The 26,984-nt window shown below is 61.8% G+C and carries 23 protein-coding genes and 3 pseudogenes; 5 read left to right on the top strand and 21 right to left on the bottom strand.

Annotated elements, in window-relative coordinates:
- Positions 1-12 precede the first annotated feature (12 nt).
- Genes ACIGDJ_RS09920 through ACIGDJ_RS09850 form a run of 15 tightly spaced genes read right to left on the bottom strand, consistent with a single transcriptional unit; the run spans position 13 to position 13,904 of the window.
- On the bottom strand, positions 13-738 hold the full coding sequence (locus tag ACIGDJ_RS09920) for a class I SAM-dependent methyltransferase (protein ID WP_397479552.1): 726 nt from the start codon (positions 736-738) through the stop codon (positions 13-15).
- Positions 735-1,982, bottom strand: a complete 1,248-nt coding sequence (locus ACIGDJ_RS09915) for an NAD(P)/FAD-dependent oxidoreductase (RefSeq protein WP_397479551.1) — start codon at positions 1,980-1,982, stop codon at positions 735-737. Before ACIGDJ_RS09915 ends, ACIGDJ_RS09920 begins: the two co-directional genes overlap by 4 nt.
- On the bottom strand, positions 1,969-3,132 hold the full coding sequence (locus ACIGDJ_RS09910; RefSeq protein WP_397479550.1) for a sodium:proton antiporter: 1,164 nt from the start codon (positions 3,130-3,132) through the stop codon (positions 1,969-1,971). Before ACIGDJ_RS09910 ends, ACIGDJ_RS09915 begins: the two co-directional genes overlap by 14 nt.
- Positions 3,129-5,459 carry an MMPL family transporter gene (locus tag ACIGDJ_RS09905; protein ID WP_397479549.1) on the bottom strand — a complete coding sequence of 777 codons (2,331 nt, stop codon included), beginning with the start codon at positions 5,457-5,459 and terminating at the stop codon, positions 3,129-3,131. The genes ACIGDJ_RS09910 and ACIGDJ_RS09905 overlap by 4 nt, the downstream gene beginning before the upstream one ends.
- Complete coding sequence (locus ACIGDJ_RS09900) at positions 5,443-6,045, bottom strand: outer membrane lipoprotein carrier protein LolA (protein WP_312997784.1); 603 nt, start codon at positions 6,043-6,045, stop codon at positions 5,443-5,445. Before ACIGDJ_RS09900 ends, ACIGDJ_RS09905 begins: the two co-directional genes overlap by 17 nt.
- Complete coding sequence (locus tag ACIGDJ_RS09895) at positions 6,042-6,467, bottom strand: acyl-CoA thioesterase (protein ID WP_312997780.1); 426 nt, start codon at positions 6,465-6,467, stop codon at positions 6,042-6,044. Before ACIGDJ_RS09895 ends, ACIGDJ_RS09900 begins: the two co-directional genes overlap by 4 nt.
- Positions 6,460-8,004, bottom strand: coding sequence for a histidine ammonia-lyase (gene hutH / locus ACIGDJ_RS09890; protein WP_397479548.1), 1,545 nt, complete (start codon positions 8,002-8,004; stop codon positions 6,460-6,462). Before hutH ends, ACIGDJ_RS09895 begins: the two co-directional genes overlap by 8 nt.
- Positions 7,985-8,932 carry a glycosyl transferase gene (locus tag ACIGDJ_RS09885; RefSeq protein WP_101156568.1) on the bottom strand — a complete coding sequence of 316 codons (948 nt, stop codon included), beginning with the start codon at positions 8,930-8,932 and terminating at the stop codon, positions 7,985-7,987. The genes hutH and ACIGDJ_RS09885 overlap by 20 nt, the downstream gene beginning before the upstream one ends.
- On the bottom strand, positions 8,929-9,663 hold the full coding sequence (locus ACIGDJ_RS09880) for a glycosyltransferase family 2 protein (protein WP_312997773.1): 735 nt from the start codon (positions 9,661-9,663) through the stop codon (positions 8,929-8,931). Before ACIGDJ_RS09880 ends, ACIGDJ_RS09885 begins: the two co-directional genes overlap by 4 nt.
- The gene (locus ACIGDJ_RS09875) at positions 9,656-11,335 is read right to left on the bottom strand and encodes an AMP-binding protein (RefSeq protein ID WP_397479547.1); all 1,680 of its coding nucleotides are present in this window, start codon (positions 11,333-11,335) and stop codon (positions 9,656-9,658) included. The genes ACIGDJ_RS09880 and ACIGDJ_RS09875 overlap by 8 nt, the downstream gene beginning before the upstream one ends.
- Positions 11,332-11,877: a hypothetical protein gene (locus ACIGDJ_RS09870; RefSeq protein WP_101156560.1), complete on the bottom strand. Its 546-nt coding sequence runs from the start codon at positions 11,875-11,877 to the stop codon at positions 11,332-11,334. Before ACIGDJ_RS09870 ends, ACIGDJ_RS09875 begins: the two co-directional genes overlap by 4 nt.
- A complete protein-coding gene (locus ACIGDJ_RS09865; protein ID WP_016772026.1) occupies positions 11,874-12,128 on the bottom strand; it encodes an acyl carrier protein in 255 nt (84 codons plus the stop codon). Before ACIGDJ_RS09865 ends, ACIGDJ_RS09870 begins: the two co-directional genes overlap by 4 nt.
- Before the next feature lie 9 nt (positions 12,129-12,137).
- A complete protein-coding gene (locus ACIGDJ_RS09860) occupies positions 12,138-12,413 on the bottom strand; it encodes a phosphopantetheine-binding protein (protein ID WP_126359380.1) in 276 nt (91 codons plus the stop codon).
- On the bottom strand, positions 12,391-13,203 hold the full coding sequence (locus ACIGDJ_RS09855) for a 1-acyl-sn-glycerol-3-phosphate acyltransferase (protein ID WP_101156554.1): 813 nt from the start codon (positions 13,201-13,203) through the stop codon (positions 12,391-12,393). The genes ACIGDJ_RS09860 and ACIGDJ_RS09855 overlap by 23 nt, the downstream gene beginning before the upstream one ends.
- Complete coding sequence (locus tag ACIGDJ_RS09850) at positions 13,179-13,904, bottom strand: beta-ketoacyl synthase chain length factor (RefSeq protein WP_101156552.1); 726 nt, start codon at positions 13,902-13,904, stop codon at positions 13,179-13,181. The genes ACIGDJ_RS09855 and ACIGDJ_RS09850 overlap by 25 nt, the downstream gene beginning before the upstream one ends.
- 356 nt (positions 13,905-14,260) lie before the next feature.
- Here ACIGDJ_RS09850 and ACIGDJ_RS09845 point away from each other — a divergent pair, with 356 nt between their 5' ends.
- Positions 14,261-15,031, top strand: a complete 771-nt coding sequence (locus ACIGDJ_RS09845; protein WP_016772022.1) for a ParA family protein — start codon at positions 14,261-14,263, stop codon at positions 15,029-15,031.
- A gap of 130 nt (positions 15,032-15,161) precedes the next feature.
- On the opposite strand, the gene trxC is transcribed toward ACIGDJ_RS09845, so the two are convergent.
- The 6 genes and pseudogenes from trxC to ACIGDJ_RS09815 all read right to left on the bottom strand — a co-directional run.
- Positions 15,162-15,596: a thioredoxin TrxC gene (trxC, locus tag ACIGDJ_RS09840; RefSeq protein WP_397479546.1), complete on the bottom strand. Its 435-nt coding sequence runs from the start codon at positions 15,594-15,596 to the stop codon at positions 15,162-15,164.
- An 81-nt stretch (positions 15,597-15,677) separates the two neighbouring features.
- Entirely contained in the window at positions 15,678-17,141 is a 1,464-nt protein-coding gene (selO, locus tag ACIGDJ_RS09835; protein ID WP_101156545.1) for a protein adenylyltransferase SelO, read from the bottom strand.
- Positions 17,142-17,189: 48 nt separating this feature from the next.
- The gene (gene mscK / locus ACIGDJ_RS09830; RefSeq protein ID WP_397479545.1) at positions 17,190-20,543 is read right to left on the bottom strand and encodes a mechanosensitive channel MscK; all 3,354 of its coding nucleotides are present in this window, start codon (positions 20,541-20,543) and stop codon (positions 17,190-17,192) included.
- Between the two features lie 34 nt (positions 20,544-20,577).
- Entirely contained in the window at positions 20,578-22,320 is a 1,743-nt protein-coding gene (locus ACIGDJ_RS09825; protein ID WP_024011302.1) for a potassium/proton antiporter, read from the bottom strand.
- A 152-nt stretch (positions 22,321-22,472) separates the two neighbouring features.
- Positions 22,473-23,072: pseudogene (locus ACIGDJ_RS09820) on the bottom strand (methyl-accepting chemotaxis protein); the annotation flags it as partial.
- 303 nt (positions 23,073-23,375) lie between these two features.
- Positions 23,376-24,032: pseudogene (locus ACIGDJ_RS09815) on the bottom strand (MCP four helix bundle domain-containing protein); the annotation flags it as partial.
- 343 nt (positions 24,033-24,375) lie between these two features.
- Between ACIGDJ_RS09815 and ACIGDJ_RS09810 the strand changes: the two are divergent.
- The 4 genes and pseudogenes from ACIGDJ_RS09810 (at position 24,376) to ACIGDJ_RS09795 (ending at position 26,942) form a co-directional block, all read left to right on the top strand.
- Positions 24,376-24,606: a hypothetical protein gene (locus ACIGDJ_RS09810; RefSeq protein WP_016772015.1), complete on the top strand. Its 231-nt coding sequence runs from the start codon at positions 24,376-24,378 to the stop codon at positions 24,604-24,606.
- Positions 24,603-24,905, top strand: a complete 303-nt coding sequence (locus ACIGDJ_RS09805) for a cell division protein ZapA (RefSeq protein ID WP_101156537.1) — start codon at positions 24,603-24,605, stop codon at positions 24,903-24,905. The genes ACIGDJ_RS09810 and ACIGDJ_RS09805 overlap by 4 nt, the downstream gene beginning before the upstream one ends.
- A 99-nt stretch (positions 24,906-25,004) precedes the next feature.
- A pseudogene (locus ACIGDJ_RS09800) lies at positions 25,005-26,075 on the top strand (cache domain-containing protein); the annotation flags it as partial.
- Between the two features lie 21 nt (positions 26,076-26,096).
- Positions 26,097-26,942, top strand: coding sequence for a methyl-accepting chemotaxis protein (locus ACIGDJ_RS09795; protein WP_397479558.1), 846 nt, complete (start codon positions 26,097-26,099; stop codon positions 26,940-26,942).
- Positions 26,943-26,984: the final 42 nt, after the last annotated feature.

The raw sequence follows: 26,984 nt of genomic DNA, 5'->3' as shown, positions 1-26,984 counted from the left end.
GAAAGTGGCGCATCAGATAGCCCCTGCAAGCGGCTTGCGCGCGACGACATTCACCAGCGTCTCTTCGCGTTCACCGAATGGCTTGGGTTTGCTCAAGCCAGATCGCTCCAGCAAACCAAAATCCTTCGACCGGCTCCACCACAGATACGGGTAGGAAACATTGCGCTCGGCAAACTCGAAACCCTGCTCGCGGATCATCTGCAGATAGCCGGCGGCGCTCTTCTGCACGTGCATCGGATGGCGGAACAGCCAGCGGATCACCCAGGTATCGATGTAAGCCTCGGTGGATTCGGCGAACAGCAGATAGCCGCCCGGCTTCAGCACGCGATAGAACTCGGCCAAGGCCTTTTCCTGCTCGACCAGATGATGAAAAGTCTGGTGACAGAACAGCAGATCGACGCTGGCATCGGCGACGTCGAGCGTGGCGCAATCGCTGCCGATCAACTCGACTGGCAGGCCCAGGCGTGCGGCTTCTTCGGCGCTGAGTTGCAGGCTGTGCGGGTCGGCGTCGACGCCGATCAGTCGCTGTGGAGCGAAGGTCTGGTGCAGGTGGCCGAACGACTTGCCCTGACCGCAACCGGCGTCCAGCAGCACTGGGTGTTCCGGCAGCGCTTCACTGAATAATCCACGCAGATCGTTGATCGCCACGCGCAGCACATGGTGCTGCCAGGTGCGGCTGCGCAGGAACCAGAGACCGAAGCGGGTTTCCTCGACGTAACTGTCGCTCAAATAATTCATGAGGCGTCCTGCGCGCAGAGTCGGGAAATCATCTTCAGCCGTCGACGCGCTTCGCTGACGAACGGGTTGCGCTCGTCCCAGGCGTAACCGGCAAGGATCGAGCAGATCATCCGGCGAATCTCCGCCTGACTGTCCTCGTAGAAAATCACGTCCTGGAAGGTGCCGGCGTACCAGCCTTCGACGTAGCAGCGGAAGGTATCGACGCCGCGTTTCAACGGCTCGGCAAACTCGCTTTGCCAGTCGACCGTTTCACCCTGGAGCTGGCGGTGCAGCACGCCGGCGGCCATGCTCGCCGAACGCATGGCGATGGTCACGCCGGAGGAGAACACCGGGTCGAGGAATTCTGCGGCGTTGCCCAGCAGCGCGAAACCCGGGCCGTGCAGGGTTTTCACATTGGCCGCGTAACCGCCGAGGGTGCGCGCCGGGGTGTCCCAGACTGCGTTGTTCAGAACCCCGGCGAGGCTTGGCGTCTCGGCGATGAAACTGCGCAGGCAGGCATCGAGATCGCTGTCGCGGCCCTGAAAATGTTCCTCAGCCGCGACCACGCCCACCGAGCAGCGGCCATTGCTGAACGGAATGGTCCAGAACCACACATCGCGATGCTCGGGATGGGTGGTGACAAGGATCTTTTCGCGGTCGAACGCCGGATTGTCGATGTGATCTTCAACATGGGTGAACACCGCCTGGCGCACCGGGAAATTCGAAGGTGCTTCGAGGTCGAGCAAGCGCGACAACACGCGGCCGTAGCCGCTGGCGTCCAGGACAAAATCGGCTTCGACGCGGTACTCGCTGCCATCTTCGCGGCGCACGTCAAGGAGTGGTTTCGTCTGATCGAAATCGACGCTGACGATTGCATCGCCATAACGGATTTCCGCACCTTGCAATGCTGCTTGATCGGCCAGCAACTTGTCGAAATCGGCGCGCTGCACCTGGAACGTGGTCGGCTTGCCGGCGGTGAAAGTGTCGCCAAAATCGAAAGCGCTGTAGCGCTCGCCCCAGGCAAACGCCGCGCCGGTCTTGCGCTGGAAACCGGCGGCGTTGACGGCGTCGAGCATGCCGGCTTCTTCGACGAAATCCAGGCAATGGCTGAGCAGGCTTTCGCCTATGGAGAAGCGCGGGAAGTGCTGGCGCTCGAGCACCAGCACATCGTGGCCTTTGCGCTTGAGCAGGGCCGCAGCGATAGCGCCGGACGGGCCGGCACCGATGATCACGACCTGACGGGATTCCATTTCAACGATTGGCACGTGAGCTCCGGGGCAAGGGACTGTTCAGATTCAGGGGCGCGCGATGCAGACCGATAAGGGCCGGCAGCAGCGTCGCGATCAGGCCCATCAGCATCAGCGCGAAATACAGCGCCGGGGTGATGAGCTGTTGTTGCAACAGCAGGTTGAGAAAGACGATTTCGCTCAGGCCGCGAATGTTCAACAGCACGCTTTCGCGCCAGCGGCTGGCCCCGGCAAACGAGGCGCCGGCCCAGCCGAGGCCGAGCCAGTTGCCCAGCAGTTTACTGGCAATCGGCACCAGCAGCAGCGCCGCCCATTGTCCGGCGTCGAGGCTGGCGAGGGCGCTGTGCACGTCGATCTGGACGATGCCGAACGTGAGGATCAGCGGGATCGCGATCCACGTTTGCAAACGGCTCATCCAACGCGCCGGCAACGGCAGCACCAACGGCACTTTCAGCAGCGCCATGCACAGCAGATAGCCGATGCCGAAAATCAGCGCGTTGAGTTTGTAATGTTCGGCCATGACCAGCAGGGCGAAGAAGCCGAGGCTGTAAGTCAGCGGGCGACGAACGCGCAGCAGGTGCAAAAGCAGCGGCACGCCGGCCATGGCCACGGGCAGCAACAGGCTGCTCAAGTGCAGGCTGCCCTGCGCGAGGCCGAACAGCGTCCAGCAGGTCAGGTCGATGAGGATCGCGGTCTGCACCAGACGCTTGGTGGCGGCGGGCGGGTAATCGATGTGGCGCAAGTACAGGTACAACACCGGGATCGCGGTAATGGCGAAGACCAGTCCGATGGCCATCGCGTTGAGCCACGGTTGCGCTGGCAGCAACCAGTACGCAACCGCCAGCCCACAAGTGAACGGCACAGCGAAACTCGGCACGGCGATTTTTACGCTCTGGCGATCCAGACGCAGGTCGATGACGTCGCTGAGGATGTGCCCGAGCAGCAAGGCGAAGCTCAGGCTGTAGAGGTTTTTCAACCAGTGCGGTGCGATCAGTTGTGCGCCGCTGAGCTGCCAGCCTGGCTCGATCCAGAAGTACATCAGCAGGGGCAAACCGAAGCTTGCCAGCAACAACTGACTGACGATCGGAATCAGGCCGAAATGGCGGCCGACCCGGGTCGCCAGGGCAAACAGTGCCAGGGCCAGCAGCCAGAAGCCGAAGACCATCATGACTTTGTCTCCGCGACCGGTGCATGGCGCCCGGCCCACGGTGCGAGCATGAAGCTGAACGCCAGACCCAGGCTCACCGACAGGCCGAAATTGCTCACCGCCGGCGTGCTGGACACTGCCAGCAGGCCGAACGACAACCACGTTGTCAGCGCCGCGAGCAAGGTGCCGAGCAGGCTTACCGCCGCGCCGCCAACCTGTTCACGCATGAGGATTGCGTAATCGACGCTGATCGCCGTCACTAGCAGCAGGCCGAACAGGCTGAACAGGGTCAGCGGCTGACCCAGCCAGCCAAGGCTGGCGAGACTGCACAGCGCCGCCAGCAGTGGCAGGGCGACGATACGCAGCGCGCCGGCCAGGCCGAACGTCAGCATCAGTACCAGCACGATCAATACGCAGGAAGCGAGTTTAAGTTCGGCGGCGCTGAGCTGCGTGGCCGCGAACACCTTGTTCAGATCACCGAGGCGATCAACCAGCGCCACCCCCGGCAGGTCCAGCGCTTGCACGCGTAGCAACGACGGATTGTTCAAGCCCTGCAGGCTGGTGATTGCCGCAACGCCGTGTTCAGTCGGACCAAGCCACAGTGTGCGATACGGTTCGCCGAGTGGGCCGGCCAGCGCGGCGTCGATGTCTTCGGCGGGCAGGGTCTGCAACTGCTGCAATTCGTTTTGCAACGCCGCCGCTGGCACGCCGAGATCGAGCAGCGGTTGCCAGAACGATGGCAGCTTGTTCAGTGATTCGCGCACTTGCTGTTGCTGACTCGGCGCGCTGATCAGTTGATCGAGGGCCAGATAGCCTTGCAGTTTTTCGAGATTGACCAGTTGCTGCAGACGCTCGCTCAGCGCTGCCTGACGCTCGAGCAATTGCTCCTGATTGGCCGCACGGACAAGAAAGAACTGGCTGGTTGGTTGATAACCGGTGATACGTGCGATGGTCTGCGCTTCGTCAGTCAGATGTTGCGGTGCACCGACCCATTGGCGAATGTCGTTTTTACTCTGCAATTGCATCAGGCCGCCGACGCAGAAGGCGATCAGCAGGGCCAGCAGCACGGGCGTGCGAATGCAGCCGAGCAGTGCTTCACGCAGGTCGATCAGGCGTTCGGCCAGGCGCAGCGGCCACTGCGCCGGGCGCAGTTGGACATTTTTCAGCAGCGCCGGCAGCAGGCAGACCGCCGACAGATAGGCGCCAAGCAAACCGGCGGCGGAGAACACGGCAATCTGAGTCAGCGCCGGGAACGGAGTCCAGGCCAGGGCCAGATAGCCGATAACGCTGGTGATCAGGCTCAGGGTCAGCCCCGGCAACGTCAGGCGCAGGGCCGGCCAACTGCGCCAGGGCTTGAGGCTCCAGCTCTTGGACAGATAGTGCAGCGGGTAATCGACGGCAACGCCGATCAGACTCGAACCGAGCACCAGCGTCATCACATGCATGTGGCCGAACAGCGCCACACAGGCCACCGCACCGAACAGCATGCCGACCAGCACCGGGACGAAGGCCAGCAGCACGCCCCAGCGGCGAAACGCCAGCAGCAGCAATAACAGAATGCCAACCGTCGCGCCGCCGCCGACCCAGGTCATTTCGCGGGTGGCCTGTTGCTGACCGTTGGCGGCGTAGAGCAAACCACTGGCGGCGAGCAACCGCACGTCGCTTTGCGCCGCTTGGTCGCGGCTTTTTTTGAGCAGATCCGCGACTTGCAGCGGCAGGTTCATGTCGAAGGCATCGCCGGTGGTGCGCGCGCGCAACATCACCCAGCTCTTGCCATCGGCATTGGCGATCAATGCGCCACTGCCGATGTCCAGTTGCACCGCGCCGTGTTTCGGCTGGCTGTTCTGGATGCGTCCGGTCAGGCCCAGCCAATCGTCCTGGCTCGGCACCAGAGTGAAACCGTTGAACGGGTCGAACAACGCCTGCACCCGCTGCTGAATGAACACGTCGGGATGTTCGCTGAGCAGTTGCCGATCATCCGCCGAGAGCATCGCCAGGCGCCCTTGCAGCAATTGCGTACGCAGCGCCGGCAAGTCGGCTTGCAGATTCCACTGCACGGTTTCGAACAGACCGCTGGCCTGCCATTGTTCGCCCAGTTGCTGGGCCATGGTCAGCGCTTGCTGGCGATCGGTGTGGCCGACCAGCACCAGCATTTCGCGGTTGAGCGGCTCCTGCATGCGCTGCTCGGCGCGCAATTCCAGCGCGTCGGGACTGGTCCCAGGCACCAGCTCCATCAGGTTGGCCGACAGCGGCGCACCGTCGCGCCACTGCCAGGCGGCCAGCGCAACGACTGCCAGCAGCATGCTCAGAAACAGCCAGGGCAGCCTGCGTTCACTCGGCAAAGTCATGTTGCTCCGCTTCGCTCAAGGGTTTCCCGGCCGTGCTGTCCTGCATGCGCAGCAGTGTGCTGTCGCCCTGGGCTTCCAGCAGCTCGATGGTTTGCACCAGAGCGCCGCCGTCGATATTGATCTGCTGGAACACTTGCTTGAGCAACATCGAACGCGGCGTCAGGGTCAGTTGCCACTGCTGCGCCGTGCCGCTCAGGGCCAGTTCAAAATCTTGCTGCAAACCGCTGCTATCGCCTTGCAGCACGGCGAGGAACAAACGGTTCTGCTCGGCGCCCGCGCTCTTGTTCGGCAGCAGTTGCCAGCCATTGTTGTCGCGGCGGGCGATGCCTTTGGCGGTGATGCGGTAATCCTGCTGCAGCGGAGTTTTCAGCAGCCACAGCAGGCCCCGGTTTTTAGCGAGGACGAAACTGCCCTTGCTGATCAGCGGCTGAGGCAAGGCGCGCAGGTGTTTTTCCTGAATGAACTGGCCGTGGATCACGTCCGGTTTCGCCAGTTGTTCACTGAGCTGTTGCAGGTCAAAGGCATTGGCCCATGACGACACGGCCAGCAGCGCCAGTGCGCCGAGGCTTCTGAAAAACACATTCATCGCAGCATCCTTTCCACGGCATCGGTGAAGACTTTGGGTGAAGCCAGTTGCATGTCGCGGCTGCTGACTTCAACAGCGACCTGCACGGAGCTTGCGCGGGTCAGGCGTTCGCCGGTCTGCAGGTCGGTGATCAGGTAATTGATCTTCAGACGGTTTTCCCACTCGACCAGACTGGCTCGAACATTCAGCCGCTGGCCGAATACTGCGCCGCGCACGTAGCGCAATTGCAGGTCGATGATCGGCCAGGCGTAACCGGACTCGACCATGTGCGTGTAGTTGTGGCCGATCTTGTCCAGCAGCGCGCAGCGTGCCACTTCCAGGTATTTGACGTAATGGCCGTGCCAGACCACATGCATGGTGTCGACGTCAAAAAACGGCACGAGGATTTCGGTGTCGGCGTGAAGCACTCCGGCGCTACGCATGCAGCCTCCAGTGTTGCGCGGCGATGCGTTGCAGGCACAGGCGCAGTTCGCCTTCCAGCGCACGGTCTTCGATGACCGGCGGGAAGTCTTTGCCGAGTTCTTCGTGCATCGCCGCCAGCGCTGGCGGCAACGGACGCGCGTTGTCGGCTTGCGCACGCAGCCACACGCCTTGATTGGCTGCGAGCAACGTGGCGGCGGCGACCTGTTCGGTCAGTTCCAGCACGCGAATCGCATCACGGGCGGCGATGGTGCCCATGCTCACCTTGTCCTGGTTGTGACACTCGGTCGAGCGCGAGAACACGCTGGCCGGCATGGTGTTTTTCAACGCCTCGGCGGTCCAGGCGCTGGTGCCGATCTGCACCGCTTTGAAGCCGTGATTGATCATCGCCCGATCCGCAGGAGCGCCGGAGAGGTTGCTCGGCAAGCCGTGGTTGTAACGCTCGTCGACCAGCAACGCCAATTGCCGATCGAGCAGATCGGCGACGTTGGCCACAAGGTTCTTCAGGCTGTCCATGGCGAACGCAATGTGCCCGCCGTAGAAGTGCCCGCCATGCAAAACGCGCTCGGCTTCGGCGTCGATGATCGGATTGTCGTTGGCGCTGTTCAGTTCGGTTTCGATGAAGCCGCGCAGCCAGTTCAGGCTGTCGGCCAGGACGCCGAGCACATGTGGCGCGCATCGCAGCGAGTAGCGATCCTGCAGACGATGCAGCGGTGCAGTCGGCGCGTCGATCGCCAGATCCTTGCGCAGCCACGCGGCCACCTGCATCTGCCCCGGATGCGGCTTGGCCGCGAACAGGCGTTCGTCGAAGTGCTCCGGATTGCCTTGCAACGCGACCACGTTGAGCGCGGTGATGCGCGTGGCCAGTTGCAGCAGGTAATCGGCGCGAGCGAAAGCGAGGCAGGCGAGGCCGGTCATCACTGCGGTGCCGTTCATCAGTGCCAGCGCTTCTTTCGGGCGCAGTACCAATGGCGTCCAGCCCAGTTCGCGATGCACGTCGGCAGCCTGACGACGTTCGCCACGGAACATCACTTCGCGCTCGCCGGACAGGGTTGCGGCGACATAGGACAGCGGCGTCAGATCGCCGCTGGCGCCGACCGAGCCTTCTTCGGGAATCAACGGCAGGATGTCGTATTCGAGAAACGCGTGCAGACGCTCGAGCAACTCGACGCGCACCCCGGAAACGCCATGACACAACGACTGCAAACGCGCCGCCAGCACGGCGCGGGTGGCTTGCGCGTCGAGCAGTTTGCCCAGGCCGCAACCGTGAAAGGTGTAGAGATGACGCGGCAGCGCCTCGACGTGATGCAGCGGCACCGCGACCACGCAGGAATCGCCGTAACCGGTGGTGACGCCGTAGATCACGCCTTCCTTGTCCAGCAGCGAATCGAGAAACCGCGCGCCCTTGGCGATGCGCTCGCGATAGTCGGCGTCAGCCTGTAACTGCACGGGTGCCTGACGGTTGGCCAGGGCCAGCACGTCTTCGATGCGCAAAGGGCGTTCGCCGAAGGTTACCGGCTCATGGGTTGGCGTCGTCATCGGTCTTCCAGAAAGGGTAAAAGTTGAACCATTGCTGCGGGGCTTCGAGGCAATAGTGACTCAGGCGCTGCGCGTAGCGGGTGGCCCACTGATGAATGACCTGCTCGCGCTCGCGGCGTGTCCACACCACTGCGTCAGCGAACGGTTCGAGAGTCAGGCGATAGTGGCCGTCGGGTTGTTTCAGGCACATCAGCAGATTGACCGGGCACTTCAACAGGCCGGCCAGCAACCACGGGCCTTGGGGGAACGGTGCCGGATGGCCGAGAAAATCCACGGTGACACTGCGCCCGCCGTGCAGCGGCACGCGGTCGCCGGCGATCGCCAGCCACTCGCCGCGCTCCAGCCGTTCGTGCAGTTGCAGCATGATCACCGGGTCGAGTTCGCTGACCTGAATCAGGCGCAGATTGGTCGCCCCGGCCTCGCCGAGCAAACGGTTGAACTGCTCGGCGTGCTTGGTGTGCACCAGCACGTTCATGGTGACTTTTTCGCCGATCTCTGCGAGCGCCCGGCACACTTCGAGATTGCCCAGGTGCGCGCCAACCAGCAGTTGCCCGCGACTGCCGCGCAACTGCTTGCGCAGCAGCGCCGGGTCGATGATTTCGATCTGCTCGATGCTCAGCTTGCCGTTCCACACGTCGAGCTTGTCGAGCAGAGAGTCGGCAAATGTCATGAACTGGCCGAACACCCGCCAGTGGCTCGGGCGCAGGTCGTCGCGCCGGCTCCACTCGGCCAGACGCTGCTGGTACTGCCAGGCACTGCGCCGGGCGATCCGGCCGAACAAAAAGAAATACAGCACGATGCCGTACAGCAACGGACTGAGCAGTCGGCGGCCGAGAACTCTGGCGGCGAACGCGGTGAATTTCATCAGCAGGAAACTGCCGCGTTCTTCGCGGTCGGCCCAGTGCTTCTTGTCGACTTCTTCGCTCATGGTTTCCACCGCCGCCAGAGAATCAGCGGCCAACGCAGCAACATGCCGAAGAACAGCCGCGTGTGCATGCTGGAGATCAGCGCGTTGTCGTGGAACAGGCGAAAGTGCGACACGCCGTCCAGCGGGTAGTGCACGCTGGTCTGCAGCCAGCGCATCGGCTGATTGCGCCAGGCCAGGCGCACGAGAATGTCAGAGTCGAAATCCATGCGCTTGCCGACTTTGGCCGAGTCGATCACCGCCAGAGTCGACGCCAGCGGATAAACGCGGAAGCCGCACATCGAATCGCGGATCTGCAACGACAGGGTGTTGATCCAGACCATCACGTGGGTCAGGTAGCGTGCGTACAAACGTCCCTTCGGCACGCTTTCGTCGAACAGCGGATAGCCGCAGATCATCGCCTGCGGATAAGCACGGGATTCGGCGACGAAGCGCGCGACGTCGTGCAAGTCGTGCTGACCGTCGGCATCGACCTGCAAGGCGTGAGTGAAGCCCAGACGCGACGCTTCGCGCAGACCGGTCATCACTGCGCCGCCCTTGCCCTGATTGGCCGTCAGGCGCACCAGAAAAACCCTGTCGCGCTCGGCCAGAGTGTCGAGCACCCGTGCGCAGGACGCCTCGCTGGCATCGTCCACCAGAATGCACGGCAGGTCTTGGGCAAGCAGGGCATCGACCACGGTGGTGATCGCGGTTTCGTGGTTGTACACCGGGATTACGGCGCAGGGGTTATGCATGGCCAGGCCCCAGGAGGATGCGCCCGCTGGAACAGGTCGCCGTGTCATTGCGGTAGGCGAAATACAGCTTGCCGCGCTCGGCATCGAAACGCAGATGCAGCTGGATTTCATCGCCGGGCCGCACCAGTTGCTGGAACTTCAGCACTTCCATGCCCGCGAACGCACCGTCCAGCTTCAGCCACTGCCGACCCAGATTCAGCGCCCACTCCACCTGCACCACGCCGGGCAGCACCGGTGCCTTGGGAAAGTGCCCGCTGAAGTAGGCCAGATCCGGCGGCACGCTGAGTTGCAGGCTCCACTCGCCGTCGCTTGCGCTTTGCTCAAGCACTTCGGGGGCTTTCGGCCGGGCGGCCAGCAGCAACGCTTCAACGTCGGCTTGTGCCAGTTTGCCCTGGCTGTTCAACGGCATTTGCCGCAGCAGGCGCCAGCGGCGGGGCAGGGCGAGCGCTTCGCAATGTTGGCTCAGATGTTTGCGCAGGGTTTCGGTGAGACCACGGCGGCCGTGCTCGCGCAGGGCGAACAGGCCAGACTCGCTGAGCACCAGCAGCGCACCGAGCGAGGCGCGGTTTTCCTGGACCACGCCGAGGCGCGCTTCGGCGACCCAGTCATGATCGACCAGAGCCTGCTCAAGCATCGGCAGCGAGATGCGCTTTTCTTCCAGTTTGACGATGCGGTCGAGTCGACCCAGTAATTCGAAGCGCCCATCGGCAGCGATGCGTGCGGCATCGGCGCTGTGTTCGATATGACCGGCAGGCAGATACGGCGAGGCAATCAGCAGGGCGCCGTCGCTGTCCTGGCTCAGTTCGACGCCGGCAAACGGCTGCCACAACGAATCGCCCTGGCGCCACGCGATGCCGCCGGTTTCCGAGCTGCCGAGGATTTCCGTCGGCCATTGCTGCAAGCGCTGTTGCAGGCTTTGCGCCGCTTCCGGCGGCAACGCGCCACCGGAAGAAAACACCCGGCGCACCGCGCTCAGGGCCGGCCAGTCAAGGTTGTCGCCCATTCGTTTCAGCAGCGCCGGGCTGGCAACCCAGGCGAAGGCCGAGTACTCGCGGCTGGCACGTTGCAAGTCTTCGGAGAACGCCAGTTGCCGGCGCACGAACGGACGCCCGGCGCACAAGGGCCACAACACGCGAAACAGCAGGCCATAGATGTGTTGCGTGGCGACGCTGCCGATGATGCAGGCTTCGCCGAGGTCTGCGCCCCATAACTGCTCCAGCGCTTCGACCTCCTTGGCCAATTGGCGCAGGGTCTTGTCGATGCGCTTGGGTTCGCCGCTGGAGCCGGAAGTGCACAGGCTCAACCGGCACTGATCGAGATCCAGTTCGGCGCCGGGTAATCCGGGGTGGGTGAAGTCATGGAGCTGCGCATCGCCCGGCTGATCGGTCAGCCACAGGTCGACTTGAGGGGCCCAGCGCTGACGCGTCTGCGCTTGCAGATCCGCCGGCAACAACACGCTGACGCCGGCACGCCACGCACCAAGCAAGGCAATGGCGAGGTCGGCGGCGTCTTCCAGATGCACGGCCAGCCCCTTCACGCCGCGAGCTTGCAGGCCAGCGGCGACACTCAGTGCCCGTGCATGCAGCTGCGCGTGATCCAGCGCCGGCGCCTGGCAGATCGCCCGTGCCGGCAACGCCTTGAGCAAAAGTTGCTCAAGTTTTATCCAATTCATGTACGGCCTCTTACCCGTTGTCGTATCAGCCATTCAATGGCAAACATCAGGCCGATCAATCCATAGGAGATCAGGCCGGTGTACAACATCCACCAATCCAGCGGCGCCCACAGGGTGAGGAGGGCAGCGCACAAACCGTTGCAGAAGAAAAACACGCTCCAGGCCAGCGTGACCTTGCGCGTATAGCGAATGGCGACCTCCGGCAGCTGTGGCTCACGCAAACGCGCCAGACGCTCGACCATTGGCGGGCCGTATTGCAGGCTGGCGCCGAACAGCACCAGCATGAATGCGCTGATCAGCACCGGGTACCAGCGCAGCAGTTGCGGGCTGTCGAACACCGCCAGCAGCAGGCAGAACACCATCGCCACGCAAGCCGTCCACAGGCTGCCGGGCTTGCGTTCGCCGGACAGGGCGCGCGCCAGCCACAGGCTGCCCAGCAGCAGCGCAAATTGCCACGGGGCAAAATGCTCCATGCCGAAATACACCGCAAAGGGGTACAGCAGACCGGCCAGCAGCAGGCCCAGGCCGATCAGTCGGCTCATGCGGCCGGTTGAACCAGACGGAACACCGCCTCGACCACGTCGCCCACGGTGCGCACCGATTTGAATTCTTCGGCGGCGATTTTCTTGCCGGTCTGGCGTTTGATGTGATCGATCAGGTCGACGGCGTCGATGCTGTCGATTTCCAGATCCTGGTACAGGTTGGCGTCCATGCTCACGCGGGCCGGATCCAGTTCGAACAGCTCGACCAGGGCATCGCGCAGGGTGTTGAAAATATCGTCACGAGTTTGCATGGTCCGGTCTCAAGCTGCCTGTTTTGCCGTGACGAATGCCGCAAGGCTGGCCACGTTGGTGAAATGGTTGCGGGTATCTTTGGCATCGGCGTCGATCTTGATGCCATATTTTTTCTGGATTGCCAGGCCCAGTTCCAGTGCGTCCACGGAATCCAGGCCGAGGCCTTCGCCGAACAGTGTCTGCTCGTCGCCGATGTCGTCGGGGCTGATGTCTTCGAGGCCGAGGGCGTCGATGATCAGCAGTTTGATGTCACGCATCAGGCTAGCGGTGTTCAGTTCGCTCATCTGCGGCGAGCTCCTTAATGAAATAGTCATGCAAATAATCGTTGAGCTTGCGTGAGGCCTGCGGTGCGGGGCCTTGCGCGGCGAAGGTCTGTGGGTCTATATCGGCCCCGACGCGAAAACTGAAGTGCACGCGGCGATGAGGGATGCGATACCACGGCTCGGCTTTGGTCAGGGTGGTCGGGCTGACCTTGATGACCACCGGGGTAACGATTTTCGCACCACGCAGGGCAATCGCCGCCGCCCCCCGATGAAAGGCCGGCGCCTGTCCCGGCCGGGTGCGGGTGCCTTCGGGGAAGATGATCAGCGTCTGGCCGTCCTGCAATGCCTGCGCGGCGGCGTCGAGCATGTCCATGCTGCCGTCGTTGCTGATGTATTCAGTGCGGCGCAGCGGGCCACGGGTGAACGGGTTTTCCCAAAGGGTTTTCTTCACCACGCAGTTGGCGTGGCGCACCAGACCGATGAGAAACACCACATCGATCAGCGACGGGTGGTTGGCGATGATCATCTGCCCCGGCCGGCCGAGGCGTTCGGCGCCCTCGATGTCGTAAGTGAGCACACCGGTGCGGGCCATGAACCGCACGAAAAACCAGAACAACCGACTGACCGTACGCCGCGCGCGAAGGCGATGTTCAAATACGTCACCGCGCAGGCAGCCAAGTAACGGAAATACCAGAAGACGCAGACACAGCCCGCCGAGCCCGAACAAAGCGAAGCTCGCAGCAGTGGCCAGCAGGCGCCAGTAGTAGGCGTCGCGGTGTTTGGCGGTCACGGGTTGCGATGCCAGGTCCATACACGATTTTTCCACGCATGTTGGCAATCAGGTTGCTGGCCGAGCAGGGTTCGCAGCAGGTTGAGCGCGTGCGGCCAGTGCGCCTTTGACCGGGTTTCGGTGCTGCTGTTCAGGGTCAGCCGCCAGTCGGTACCCGGCGTGAGCAATAAACCCAGCGCATAAGGGAACGGCACATCGTCGACCCACTGCGAATAGGCCTCGGGCGGTTGTTCTTCGGTGATCACCAGCAGCACCGCCGGGGCGCCTTCATCGAGCAGTGCCGCTGCTTCGAGCATGCCGTGTTCAAGGCCGTCGCCAGCGGCGGCGAGGGCAGTCATTTCGCTGGTTTCGCCGCGCATGATCGACCACAGGCCGATGATCGCGTTATGCACCGAAAGGCTGAACTGGGTCGGCGACAAGGGCTGTTCGGTGGCCAGATCGCGGAGGATTTCAAATGTGCGTGGGGTTTCGCCGTGCCGTGAGACGAACACCAGCGGCAGCTTGTCGCGTCCGTCGGCCAATGGCCAGCCCACGCTGAACGCCATGCGTGCGAGGCGGCTGAGGCGACGGCGTTGCATGGCCGGCAGAAACGACACATCGGGCGCGGCATCACTGCTCTGGAGCACGACCGGCTGTCGGCTCCAGGCCTGCCAGGCGTCCACGCTGTCGAGCCCGGGAGCCCACGCGCGCCATTGGGCGATGTTGAAGTTGATCACGGACATTCATCCCGCCCCTGCGGGCTTTCGTTGACGCGTTGAGTCGCCAGCGCCGCAGCACGCTTGGCTTGGCGCAGGGCGCCGGGTGGCGCGCATTATCCCGGTGCGACGGGTGTGTAGCAAATGTTGGTTACATTTTGCCCAACAAAATGTACCGAGCGGTTCGCCGTGTGGCTGTCACTTGGCCATTATCCAGATTCCACGCGGCCTGTCTGTCAGGTGAGTCTGTGATGACTGGCGGTTTTTTCCCTGCCTGTGCGCCGATATTTACACCTGACGACGTAGTCCATGTCGGTGAAGGTAGCGAAGCGTGGCCACCGGCAACTACACTCGGTCATTCTTTGATACACGGAGGTTTGGTCATGCGGCGCGTGGTGTTCAATCAGAAAGGTGGCGTGGGCAAGTCCAGCATCGCCTGCAATCTGGCGGCGGTCAGTGCCAGCGAGGGCTATCGCACCTTGCTGGTCGATCTCGATGCCCAGGCCAATTCCACTCAATATCTGACCGGGCTCACCGGCGACGACATTCCGATGGGCATCGCCGATTTCTTCAAACAGACGCTGTCCTCCGGGCCGTTCTCGAAGAAGAATCAGGCGGACATCTACGAGACCCCGTTCGACAACCTGCACATCATTACCGCCACTGCCGAGCTGGCTGACCTGCAGCCCAAGCTTGAGGCAAAACACAAGATCAACAAGCTGCGCAAGTTGCTGGACGAATTGTCGGAAGACTACGACCGGATTTATCTGGATACCCCGCCAGCACTGAACTTCTATGCGGTATCGGCGCTGATTGCGGCGGATCGGGTGTTGATTCCTTTCGACTGCGACAGCTTTTCCCGTCAGGCCCTGTACGGTCTGATCGCCGAGATCGAAGAGTTGAAGGATGACCACAACGAAGGGTTGGAAGTTGAAGGCATTGTGGTCAATCAGTTCCAGGCCCGCGCCAGCCTGCCACAGCAGATTCTCGATGAGTTGATCGCCGAAGGCTTGCCGGTGTTGCCGGTGTATCTGAGCAGTTCGGTGCGCATGCGCGAGTCGCACCAGGCCAGCATGCCGCTGATCCACCTCGACCCACGGCACAAGCTGACCCAGCAGTTCGTTGAACTGCACAATCTGCTGGAAGACCACTGATCTGCCGAATCACACGCTAATCCCCTGTGGGAGCTGGCTTGCTCGCGAAGGCGCAAGGTCAGTCGACATTAATGTCGGATGAAAAACCGCTTTCGCTGGCAAGCCCGCTTCCACAGGTTTCTGTGTTGGGTCAGATCCCTTGGCTACGCAGCCACGACATCAATTGCGGCAATGGAAATGCACCACTCTGGCGCGCCACTTCCCTACCGTTTTTAAACAGAATCAGACTCGGAATCGAGCGAATCCCCAACTGCGCCGACAGCTGCTGGTTCGCTTCGCTGTCGAGCTTGGCCAGCCGACACTTGCCCGCCAATTGCGCTGCAGCCTGTTCGAACACCGGCGCAAACGACTTGCACGGCCCGCACCAGTCCGCCCAGACATCCACCAGTAACGGCAGATCGCCCTTGATCTGACTGGTGTAATCGCCTTGCTTGAGTTCGAACGGTTTGCTCAACAGCACCGCAGATTTGCAGCGCCCGCATTTGGGCTGGTCCGCCAGGCGCTCGGCGGGGATGCGGTTGAGGCCGTTGCAGGTGGGGCAGGGGATGAGGAGTGGGGTGGTCATATTCGGCTCATTGAAATTCAGCGGTTCGTGCGACCTATCTGGAGCCGCACGAGCTGTTTATCAAGTTCGCGCGCTGGGGGCTCACGACGAACAACTGATCTCCAAATGCTTGCCCCACTCCGGTGGCCGCTCGGCATAACCTTCCATTCCCGGCTGCTCTTCGAACGGTTTGCTCAGCACCGAGTGCAGCCGGCGCACCTCGGAATAATCGCCTTGCTCTGCCGCATCAATGGCTTTTTGCGCCAGGTAGTTGCGCAGGACGTACAGCGGATTGACCGCGTGCATCCGCGCGCGGCGCTGCTCTTGATCGGTATCGCCATCGCGAGCGACGCGGGCGACGTAGCGTTCGCCCCAGGCATCGAAACCCTTGATATCGACAAAATCATCACGCAAGCGAGCCACGGCCTGTTCGGCTGACTCTTCACCGAGGCGGCGGAAGAACAGTGTGTAGTCGACGCCGCTGTTCTGCATCAGTTGCAGCAGGTTTTCCAGCAATTGCTGGTCGTCGTCTTCGGCAGTAGTGAAGCCGAAACGGCGGCGCATCAGGTCGAGGTAATGCGCCTGGAACAGCGGCAGGTACAAGCCCAGTGTTTCACGCAGGGCTTCGACGCTGATGAACGGCGTCAGCGCCTGGGCGAGGGCGCTGAGGTTCCACTGGCCGACCGGCACCTGATTGCTGAACGAGTAACGGCCCTGATCATCGGAGTGGTTGCAGATGAAGTTGGCGTCGAAATCGTCGAGGAAGGCGAACGGGCCGAAGTCGAAGGTGATGCCGAGGATCGACATGTTGTCGGTGTTCATCACGCCGTGACAGAAGCCGTAGGCCTGCCATTTGGCGATCAGTTCGGCGTTGCGTTCGACGATCTCGCGGAACATCGCCAGATACGGTTCCGGTTGTTCCAGGCATTCGGGGAAATGCATCGCCAGGACATGCTCGCCGAGCTGCTTTTGCTGTTCGGGGCGCTTGGTGTAATAGAAATATTCGAAGTGGCCGAAGCGGATATGACTCGGCGCCAGGCGCAGCACCATCGCCGCGCGCTCCTGTTTTTCCCGCCAGACTGGTGTGTCGGAGCCGATCACGCAGGCTGCGCGTGAGGAAGGAATGTTCAGCGCATAGAGGGCTTCGGAAGCTAGAAATTCGCGGATCGAAGAGCGCAACACCGCACGACCATCGCCCATGCGCGAAAACGGCGTCTGCCCGGCGCCCTTGAGGTGCAGGTCCCAATGTTCGCCGGCGTTGTTGTAGACCTCGCCGAGCAGCAAACCACGACCGTCGCCCAGTTGCGGCGTATAGCCGCCGAACTGGTGGCCGGAGTACACCATCGCCCGTGGCTCCGCATCGGCCCACAGCTTGTGGCCGCCGAACAGTTCGGCAAACTCTTGAGTTTCGGCAGTCGCCGGGTCCAGGTCGAGCAGGGCCAGTGCGGCCGGGCTGGCCACTACCAGCCGTGGATTATCGATCGGCTCGGGCAGTACGTGAACGGAGAACGCGTCGCCCAGGCGGGCAAAGCGGTTGTCGAAAGTCAGTTCGTCGAGGGCTTTCACGGGCCGGCTCCAGCAGAATGTCCGAGCATTCTGCTGGGACCATGTCGGTTAGTCGAGTTTGCTCGGTGGCGGTTCCGGCAACGGTTTCTGCGCGTCGACGACCGGCGCGATGGTTTTGTTCTCGGGTTCCACGGGCACCATCTTGTATTCCTGACCATGCAGGTTCTTCAGATAAACCTCCATTTGCCGGAACGAGATGTTGATGTGCTGCTTCTTGAACTCGCGGTTGATGAAGCGGTTGACCTCATCCAGCACCGGGTTACGGTCACCGAGATCGCGCACATGCATGCGCAGTTCGTGGTCGAGCGTGCTTTCGCCGAAATTGAGGAAGTACACGTGTGGCTCAGGTTCTTTGAGCACACGCGGGTTTTCCCGAGCCGCTTTGAGCAGCAACTCCTTGACCAGATCCAGATCCGAGCCGTAATCGACGCCCAGTTTCAGCGTGACGCGGGTGATGGTGTCGGTCAGCGACCAGTTGATCAGTTGCCCGGTAATGAACGTCTTGTTCGGGACAATGATGTCCTTGCGGTCGAAGTCGGTGATGGTCGTGGCACGGATGCGGATCTTGCTCACCGTGCCCGAGAGGTTGCCGATGGTGATGGTGTCGCCGATCCGCACCGGGCGTTCGAAGAGGATCATGATGCCGGAGATGAAGTTGGCGAAGATCTCCTGCATACCGAAACCGAGGCCTACCGACAGCGCCGCCACCAGCCATTGCAACTTGTCCCAGCTGACGCCGAGGGTCGACAGGGTGGTGACGAAGCCGACGCCGGCAATCACATAGGACAGCAGTGTTGTCGTTGCGTAAGCACTGCCCTGAGCCAGATTGAGCTTGGACAGCACGAACACTTCGAGCAGGCCGGGCAAATTGCGCGCCAGCGCGAAGGTGATGCCGATGATGATCAGCGCGCCGAGCATGTCGCCGATGCTGATCGGCACCATGCTCATGTTGGCGCCAGTGCCGCTGGTGTATTCGTAGAGGGTGATGTTGTCCAGGTACGAAAACACCGAGATCAGGTCCGACCAGACCCAGTACAGCGCCGCGATGAAACCGCCGAGCAAGGCCAGGCGGATCAGGCGCAGGGACTGTTCGTTGACCTTTTCGATGTCCAGCGTCGGCTCTTCGATCACCGCTTCGCCGTCACCGGCCTCTTTTGCCGCTTGCCGTTTCGCCAGCGCGCGCTGGTAAGCCAGGCGCCGCGCCGCAACGCTCAGGCCCCGCACGAAAGTGGCCTCGATCACCAGCCAGAACATCAGCAGGTACAGGGTATTGATCAAGCGATCGCTGAGTTTCAGCGCCGTGTAGTAGTAGCCGAAGCACACCGCGACAAACAGGGCGATCGGCAACAGGGTGAACATCACCCCGACGGCTTTACGAAACAGCGAGGCATTCTGGTGTGTCGGGCTGCTGATCAGCAGGCGACTGAGCAGCCACGCCATCAAGGCGTAGCAGGTCAGCACCACCGGCATGCCGAGCACGTCATCGGCCAGCGCCGCCGGCTGCAGCTCGGCGACGGCCACCACGGCCACCAGTGCCATGACCACAAGACCCAACCGACGCACCCAGCCCTGAAGGAACTCGACCTGCGGTTTCTCCCAGCGGAAGTGCAATTCCGCCACGCCACCCGGCGCGAGAATCCGGTACGCGGTGTAGAACACCAGCCAGGCCTGGCCCATCTGCAACAGTGCCGCGCCCATGTTGGCGTTCTGCCCGCGTGCATCGATCTGCAAGGCCAGACCGCACAGCGCCAGACCCAGCGCCACCGGCATCGCCAGCAAAATATTGATCAGAATGGCCTGCGGCGTGTGCCATTGGCTGTCGCGCTTGAAGTGGCCGATGTCCTGGTGAACCTTGTTGAGTCTTCCGTACAGCGCCTTGCGGCGCCATAACAGAGCGCCGATCAGTAACGCGAGTGGCAGGAACAACAAGGGGCGCTGGGTCAGGCCGTCCGTCAGTTCGCTCAGGCTCGACGCCCAAGGCAACGTGTTGACCTGCCGCTCGAGGCGCTCTGGCACGCCGCGCATCCATTCCACGTCCAGTGGCTTGTTGCTGGGGATCCAGAACATCTGTTCGTCGAGGGTTGCGCGCAGGCTTTGCGCGGTGCTCAGCAGTTGTTTCTGATTGAGCTGCAGGGTGATCGACTCATTAAGCATCGCGCTCAACTCGCGGTTCAGCCGCTCGAGCAAATCGGTGCGGGTGTTGGCCAGATCGAGCAGGCTCTTGCGCAGCTGCGGGGTGACCTGCTCCGGCGGCTGCGTGGCCAGCAAGTTGTCGACGTAGGTCGCCGGATTGCTCAGCAGCTCGCGTTGCTGACTGACATCGAACTGATAGAGGCGAATATCGGCAATCTGGTCGGCGAGGTCGCGGTCGACCTTGAGGTGCGGCAGGGCCTGCTTCTGCTTGTAGAGAATTTTCGACAGCAGCAGGCTGCCCTTGAGCACATTGATCTGTTCGTCCAGCGCCGAATCGCTCTGGGTCAGGGTGTCGAGTTGCTGTTTGGTCTGCAGGTTCTGCTGAGTGACTTCGTTGAGACGGTCGGTGCTCTTGAGCAAATAGTCGGAAAGCTTGAGGTTGGTGGCGCTCTCGCTCGCCAGCAGGCTGCTGCCGCCGGCCTTCTGCGCTTCGATCGATTGCTGGGTCACGGTTTCCTGCGACTGCGCCAGACGCTTCTGGTTGATCAGGGTTTGCAGTTCCTGGATCTCGCGGTCGAGGCGATCGGATTTCTCCGAGAGCAAATCGTGCTGGGCGTTGCCCAGATCCTGCAGCTGCGTGTTGCCGGCCAGTTCCTGACGGCGCAGCGGAATCAGCGCATTGAGTGCGGCCAGCTCGGCGTTCAACTGGTCGCGCTGTTCGGCGGTGACCGTTTTGCCCGTGTCCTTGCCGGACTTGAGAATGGTATTGATCTGCTGGATGCGCGTCTGGCTGGCGGAAATCTCTGCCTGAGCGCGTTCGGGGCGAGTCTGCGCGGTGATGATCAGGCTGTTGGCTTCGGCCAAAGCTTTTTGCAGGTCGCTCTGCTGGGTCGAGCGATCGGTAAGGATCTGCTCCAGTTGCTGGATCGACTCCTTGGGAAAACGCTGTGCCACTGGCACCGGCGCGGTAGCCTTGAGACGGCTGAGTTCGCGGGTGTTTTCAATCGTCTGCTTGGGCGCGTTGGCCAGCTGACGCTTGAGGTCGATCAGCTTTTGCTCGTAATCACGCTGGTTGTTCAGCTGATTGAGCGTGTTCTGCAGAACGGTCTGCAAGGTCTTCTTGTCGGCGTCCGGCAATTTGCTGTCGGCCAACTTGTCGAGGCTGGCCTGCACGGCGTCGCTGGACGGTGGTTCGGCAGCATGCAGCGGGCCGACAACGAGACTGAGGCCCAGCAGGGCCGCGGCGAAAAAGGAGCGCAGGGTAGGCATAGAGACCGGTCAAGCAAGTGAGAGTGGAGGCAGTTTAGAGGAAGAGTCCGGGGCCCGGGCGACTTCCTTCGGGGAATCTGACGCCCACTTTGCCGATCTTGTTCCCGTCCATGACCGCGACTGTCCAGTGGGTGTTGTTCCATTCCACCTGGTCGCCGACGATGGGTGCGCCCCCCACTTTTTGCGCGATGAACGCGCCCAGGGTCATGTCCGGATCGATGCCTTCGGCCGGCAAGCCATACAGCGCTGCAACCGCTTTAAGCTGGGCGTCTCCTTCGAGCACGAAGTCGCCGAAGAAACGCAGATCGAGGCCGCGTTGTGGTGCCTGGCTGAACAGTTTGCCGAGGGCCGGCAAGTTGTGTTCGTGGCCAATAACACACAGCAAATCATCGACTTCCAGCACCGTACTACCCGACGGATGGAGCAGTTGTTGGCCGCGAAACAGGGCTGCGATGCGCGTGCCTTCGGGCATTTTCAATTCACGCAGCGGCGAGCCGATGCACCATTTCTCGGCGCCGAGCTTGTAAACGAACAACTCCCACTCGCTGGTCACGTGCACTTCCAGCGCCGCCCGGGAAATCGGCGCTGGCTCGGGCGGTACCGTCACTTTGAGCAACTTGGCCACCCACGGCAGGCTCGTGCCCTGCACCAACAGCGACACCAGAACGATGAAGAATGCGAGATTGAAGTAGAGCTGCGCTTGCGGCAGGCCGGCCATCAGCGGGAACACCGCCAGAATGATCGGCACCGCGCCGCGCAGACCCACCCACGAAATAAAGGCTTTTTCGCGACCGTGGAAGGCCTTGAACGGCAGCAGGCCGACCATCACTGACAGCGGCCGCGCGAACAAAATCATCCACAGCGCCAGACCCAGGGCGGGCAGGGCGATCGGCAGCAGATCATGAGGCGTGACCAGCAGGCCCAGCACCAGAAACATGCCGATCTGCGCCAGCCACGCCATACCGTCAAGCATGTGCAAAATGCCGTGGCGGCTGCGCACCGGGCGGTTGCCGATCACCAGACCGCACAGGTACACGGCGAGGAAGCCGCTGCCATGCAAGGCGTTGGTCAGCGCGAACACCACCAGACCGCCGGCGATGATCAGGATCGGATAGAGCCCGGCGGCGAGATTGATGCGGTTGACCAGTTGCAGCATCACCCAGCCGCCGCCCAGACCGATCACACCACCGATGCCGAACTCGCGAATCAGGTGAGTCAGCAGACTCCAGTGCAGACCGGTTTCGCCGCTGGCGAGCATGTCGATCAGGGTGACGGTGAGAAACACCGCCATCGGGTCATTGCTGCCGGATTCGATTTCCAGACTGGCGCTGACCCGCTCATTCAGGCCTTTACCGCCGAGCAGCGAGAACACCGCAGCGGCGTCGGTCGAACCGACGATGGCGCCGATCAGCAGGCCCTGAATCAGATTGAGGTCGAACAGCCAGGCAGCAGCCATGCCGGTCAGCCCGGTGGTGATCAACACGCCGACCGTGGCCAGCGACAACGCCGGCCACAAGGCCACGCGGAAACTCGACACACGCGTGCGCAAACCGCCGTCGAGCAAAATCACCGCCAGGGCGAGGTTACCGACCAGATAGGCCGTCGGGTAATTATCGAAAATGATCCCGCCACCATCGACCCCGGCAGCCATGCCGACCGCGAGAATGATGACCAGAATAGGAATGCCGAGACGTGAAGACAGGGAGCTGACAAGAATGCTTGCGCCTACCAGCAACGCGCCGATCAAGAACAGGCTGTTGATGGTCGTCGCATTCAAAGGCAGTACTCCAGAAGCGTAAAGACGAGGCACAAACTGACCATGCAGTCTGCGTGCCAGCGATTCTAACCTGTTGAAATGTGATGCTGTCAAAAAGCTTTTGCGGTCGGTGATCGTTCCCACGCGGAGCGTGGGAACGATCAAGGATCAGGTTAGAGGCTGAACCGCCCAACCATGTTGTTCAGATCCAGCGCCAGGCGCGACAGCTCGTTGCTCGCCGCGCTGGTCTGGTTCGCCCCGGTCGCCGATTGCACCGACAGATCGCGGATGTTGACCAGATTGCGATCAACCTCGCGCGCCACCTGCGCCTGCTCTTCCGCCGCGCTGGCGATGACCAGATTGCGCTCGTTGATTTCGACGATGGCGCTGTTGATGGTGTCCAGCGACATCCCGGCACCACGGGCGATGTTCAGCGTCGATTCGGCACGTTCGGTGCTGTTGCGCATCGAATCCACGGCGTGTTCGGTGCCGCTCTGGATGCTGCCGATCATGCGTTCGATTTCGCTGGTCGACTGCTGGGTGCGATGGGCCAGGGCACGCACTTCGTCCGCCACCACGGCGAAACCACGACCGGCCTCACCGGCACGGGCCGCTTCGATCGCTGCGTTCAATGCCAGCAGGTTGGTCTGGTCGGCGAGGCCACGGATCACGTCGAGCACCTTGCCGATATCGCGCGATTCATTGGCCAGATCGCCGATCAAGGACGCGGTGCTCTGTACATCAGCGCTCATGCGTTCGATGGCGCTGACGGTTTCCTGCACCAGATCACGACCGTCGCCCGCCGAAGTGGTGGCGTTTTTCGAGGCTTCCGAGGTGCTGACCGCGTTGCGCGCGACTTCTTCGACGGCACTGGTCATCTCGTTGACCGCCGTGGCGGCCTGTTCGATTTCGTTGTTCTGCTGGGTCAGGCCGCGAGCACTTTCGTCGGTGACGCTGTTGAGTTCTTCAGCGGCGGAGGCCAGTTGCGTGGCCGAACCGGAGATGCGCTGCAGAGTGTCGCGCAGCTTCGATTGCATCTTGGCCATCGCGGCCAGCAGGCGCCCGGCTTCATCTTCGCCATCGACGTGGATCGGCTGGGTCAGGTTGCCTTCGGCGATGGTTTCCGCAGCCTCCAGTGCCTTGGAAATCGGCTTGGTGATGCTCACGGTCAGCAGCCAGGCGAACAGCAGGGTCAGGCCGCTGGCGATCACCAGCAGTGTCACTACAAGGTTGAACGACATCGAGTACTGGTCTGTGGCGCCCTGATCGGTCTCGGCGATCTGCTGGGTGTTGATCTCCAGCAAGCGTGCCAGTGCGGTGTTCACCGCCTCCGAGTTGCTCAGCAAATCGCTGTTGAGCATCTGCCGCAATTCATCGATCTGATTGTTGCGCGACAAGGTTTTCATGCGCTCTTCAAGCTGACGGTATTGCGCCAGCAACTGCACGTACTGATCGTACGCCGCGCGTTCCTGCGGGCCTTCGATCAATGGCTCGTAAGCGCGTTGCGCATCGGCGATCTGGCGGTTGCGCAGGTCGAACAGTTCGATGGTTTTCTGCTGCACATCGGGTTCGCGGTTGATCAACAGGCGATAGGACAGCACGCGCAGACGCAGGGTCAACTGGGTGAATTCGTCGAGGGCCTTGATCGATGGCACGCTGGCGGTGGCGATGTCTTCACCGGCCGCGCGGATCTTGCTCATCTGGTTCAGCGCAAACACGCCGAGAATCAACATCAGGCCGCCAATCAGGGCGAAACCGGTGAACGCCCGTGGGGCGATATTCATATTGCGAAGGGACATGGGCGGATACCGAAAAGGGCCGCATCCATGCGGGCTGAGACTGCTGTATGGGTGACTTATCGGTCATACGACTAAAGTCTTGAGGTGGTGTGCGTATTTGTCGCAGACAGCTCTGTGCGACGAAGTGCAGGAACCAGATCGACCATTCACAGTCTTTTAAACTCGCGAGAAGCTTCGCCGCCCAGGTAAATCAAGGCCTTGCGCCGGTTTAACCCTGGCATCCGTGGTGACTTTTCTTTATCGTACGCGCCCTTTGAAAAACGCTTGGAAGATCAAAATGTTGGAAGCATCCCTCAGCCAATTGGAACAGCTCGTCAGCGATCTGGTGCAACAGAACCAGACCTTGCTGCAGACCAACCAGACCCTGTCCACGGAACTGGCCCAGGCCAAGGATGAAAACGAAAACCTGCAACTGAACCTGATGGAGCAGGAAGAAAAACACGGCGCCACCGCCGCTCGCATCCAGGCGCTGGTTGATCGCGTCAACGCCGGTCCGGTCAGCGCATGAACCACGGCACAGCGGGGGTAAAAGTCATCTCCATTCTTGGTGAGGACTATTCGATCAAGGCACCGGCCGGGGAAGAACAGACCCTGCTGGACGCGGCGATGATGCTCAAGGCAGCGCTGGAGGACACCAAGCGCAAATACCCGACGCTGATCGGCGACCGCTTGCTGGTGCTGGCAGCGATGAATCTGTGCTCGCAGCAGATTGAAATGAAGAAGCAGCACGAAGAAGAACTCGAGCGTTATCAAGAGCAAGTCAGCGCCACGGTCGAGACCATCACCAAGACCATCAGTCAGGGCTGATGCGGTTGCGCACAACCAGGGAATAGATTGTCGGTTGGCTTGTATACAATCGGCACGGCTGTTGCAGTGCTTCGGCCACTTATTCCCTGGGGGTGCTCCATGCAGTGGTGGCGACGCAGTATTCAGTGGCAGTTGATTCTCGGCATGGGCACGGCCCTGCTGATCAGCATCGTGATTGTGGTTGGCATTTATACGCTGGTGGTCAACCGCCTTGCGCAGAACTATCTGGTCGAGCAAGCGCTGCCGTCGAGCATCGAAGCGACGCGCAACGATATCGAGCGCATCCTCGTCCAGCCACTCACCGCCGCCAAGGACATCGCCAGCAACACCATGGTGCGTGACTGGCTGGCGACGGGCGAAGACAGCAGCAAAACTGCTCTATTTGCGCAGTATCTGGAAGGTATCCGCGCCGAACACAAGGCCTTCACGGCGCTGATCATCGGCACCGAATCCAACCACTACATCACCGAAAAAGGCCTGGATCGCACCCTCAGTCGCTCGAAACCGGCCGATGCCTGGTTCTATTCCTTTCTCGACAGCAATCAGCCGCGCACGCTGAATATCGACAACGATGGCGCCACTGGCGAGCTGGCCCTGTTCATCGATCTGAAGGTCGAGCAGGCCGGCAAAGTGGTTGGCGTTGCCGGGCTCGGGCTGAGCATGAAAGAGCTTTCCGAGTTGATTCACAATTTCAGCTTCGGTGAGCGCGGCAAGGTCTATCTCGTGCGTTCCGACGGTTTGATTCAGGTGCATCCGCAAGCGCAGTTCAGCGGCAAACGCACCTTGACCGAGCAGATCGGCGCCAACGCGGCGCAAGCGGTGATGGGGCATAAGACTGCAGTCAACAGCAGCTTTCAGCGCGAGGGTGAAGATTTTCTCGCCTTCAGTCTGCCGTTGCGCGATCTCGGCTGGACATTGGTGGCCGAAGTGCCGCAGTCGCAGATCTACGCCGAAGCGCGCCAAGCGATGTGGATGAGTGGCGGCATCGGCCTGGTGGTGGCATTGGTTTGCCTGGCATTGGTGGTGTGGCTGGCGCAAGGGCTGGTGCGACCGATCCGACAAGTAACACGAGCGCTGGTGGCCATCGGTAGCGGTGGGGGAGATTTGACCCACCGGTTAGATTCCAGTCGCGCCGATGAGTTGGGTGACCTGGCTCGAGGGTTCAACCGGTTCCTCGACAGCCAGCGCGCGATGATCGGCGAAGTGCTGACCACCAGCGAGCGTTTACGCATGGCGGTGGGGCAAGTGGCGACGGTGGTGGACAACACCGCCGATCGTTCCGGTCGGCAGCAGGAAATGACCGACATGGTCGCCACGGCTGTCCACGAAATGGGCCTGACCGTGCAGGAAATCGCGCAGAACGCCGGCAACGCCGCGCTCGCTTCGCAAACTGCACGTGATGAAGCGCTGCAGGCGCGGGAAGTGGTCGGTGGCTCGGTCCGCCATATCGAAAGCATGTCCGATGAAATCGGCGTGGCGGCGGGGGCGGTGGCTGAGCTGGCGCAGCAAGTGGCATCGATCGATTCGGTGCTGGCGGTGATTCGTGGCGTTTCCGAGCAGACCAATCTGCTCGCACTCAACGCCGCCATCGAAGCCGCCCGCGCCGGCGATATGGGCCGTGGCTTTGCCGTGGTCGCCGATGAAGTGCGCACCCTGGCACGCAGAACCCAGGCCTCGACCGACGAAATCCAACTGATGATCGGCAGTCTCAAGCAAGGCGCGGAAAATGCCGTGTCGTCGATGCGCACCGGTCAGGCCGCGACGGGCACCGGGGTTGAATCGAGCCAGCGCACCGGGGCGTCGTTGACGGCGATTACCGGGCAGGTCGAGCGCATCAGTGACATGAATCATCAAGTAGCGACGGCGACGGAAGAACAGTCGGCGGTGACCGAAGAGATCAATCGCAATGTGCAGGGCATTTCCGATCTGGCGCGGGCGACGGCGGTCGAAGTTCGTGCCTGTCGTGAGGATTGTCAGATGTTGCAGAAGCTGACGGATGATCTGGCGCGGCAGATGGGTGGGTTCAAGTTGAGCTAAAGGATCAAGATCAAAAGATCGCAGCCTTCGGCAGCTCCTACA

The sequence above is a fragment of the Pseudomonas sp. NPDC079367 genome (genome assembly GCF_044542195.1).
Classification (GTDB): Bacteria; Pseudomonadota; Gammaproteobacteria; order Pseudomonadales; family Pseudomonadaceae; genus Aquipseudomonas.
Note: the sequence above shows the minus strand (reverse complement) of the source record. Positions and strands in the feature narration are given on the sequence as shown.

Coding starts and splice junctions, on each gene's coding strand:
- ACIGDJ_RS09920 (WP_397479552.1), bottom strand. CDS start 738: ATGAATTATTTGAGCGACAGTTACGTCGAGGAAACCCGCTTCGGTCTC.
- ACIGDJ_RS09910 (WP_397479550.1), bottom strand. CDS start 3,132: ATGATGGTCTTCGGCTTCTGGCTGCTGGCCCTGGCACTGTTTGCCCTG.
- ACIGDJ_RS09905 (WP_397479549.1), bottom strand. CDS start 5,459: ATGACTTTGCCGAGTGAACGCAGGCTGCCCTGGCTGTTTCTGAGCATG.
- ACIGDJ_RS09900 (WP_312997784.1), bottom strand. CDS start 6,045: ATGAATGTGTTTTTCAGAAGCCTCGGCGCACTGGCGCTGCTGGCCGTG.
- ACIGDJ_RS09895 (WP_312997780.1), bottom strand. CDS start 6,467: ATGCGTAGCGCCGGAGTGCTTCACGCCGACACCGAAATCCTCGTGCCG.
- hutH (WP_397479548.1), bottom strand. CDS start 8,004: ATGACGACGCCAACCCATGAGCCGGTAACCTTCGGCGAACGCCCTTTG.
- ACIGDJ_RS09885 (WP_101156568.1), bottom strand. CDS start 8,932: ATGAGCGAAGAAGTCGACAAGAAGCACTGGGCCGACCGCGAAGAACGC.
- ACIGDJ_RS09880 (WP_312997773.1), bottom strand. CDS start 9,663: ATGCATAACCCCTGCGCCGTAATCCCGGTGTACAACCACGAAACCGCG.
- ACIGDJ_RS09875 (WP_397479547.1), bottom strand. CDS start 11,335: ATGAATTGGATAAAACTTGAGCAACTTTTGCTCAAGGCGTTGCCGGCA.
- ACIGDJ_RS09870 (WP_101156560.1), bottom strand. CDS start 11,877: ATGAGCCGACTGATCGGCCTGGGCCTGCTGCTGGCCGGTCTGCTGTAC.
- ACIGDJ_RS09865 (WP_016772026.1), bottom strand. CDS start 12,128: ATGCAAACTCGTGACGATATTTTCAACACCCTGCGCGATGCCCTGGTC.
- ACIGDJ_RS09860 (WP_126359380.1), bottom strand. CDS start 12,413: ATGAGCGAACTGAACACCGCTAGCCTGATGCGTGACATCAAACTGCTG.
- ACIGDJ_RS09855 (WP_101156554.1), bottom strand. CDS start 13,203: ATGGACCTGGCATCGCAACCCGTGACCGCCAAACACCGCGACGCCTAC.
- ACIGDJ_RS09850 (WP_101156552.1), bottom strand. CDS start 13,904: ATGTCCGTGATCAACTTCAACATCGCCCAATGGCGCGCGTGGGCTCCC.
- ACIGDJ_RS09845 (WP_016772022.1), top strand. CDS start 14,261: ATGCGGCGCGTGGTGTTCAATCAGAAAGGTGGCGTGGGCAAGTCCAGC.
- trxC (WP_397479546.1), bottom strand. CDS start 15,596: ATGACCACCCCACTCCTCATCCCCTGCCCCACCTGCAACGGCCTCAAC.
- mscK (WP_397479545.1), bottom strand. CDS start 20,543: ATGCCTACCCTGCGCTCCTTTTTCGCCGCGGCCCTGCTGGGCCTCAGT.
- ACIGDJ_RS09810 (WP_016772015.1), top strand. CDS start 24,376: ATGTTGGAAGCATCCCTCAGCCAATTGGAACAGCTCGTCAGCGATCTG.
- ACIGDJ_RS09805 (WP_101156537.1), top strand. CDS start 24,603: ATGAACCACGGCACAGCGGGGGTAAAAGTCATCTCCATTCTTGGTGAG.
- ACIGDJ_RS09795 (WP_397479558.1), top strand. CDS start 26,097: ATGATCGGCGAAGTGCTGACCACCAGCGAGCGTTTACGCATGGCGGTG.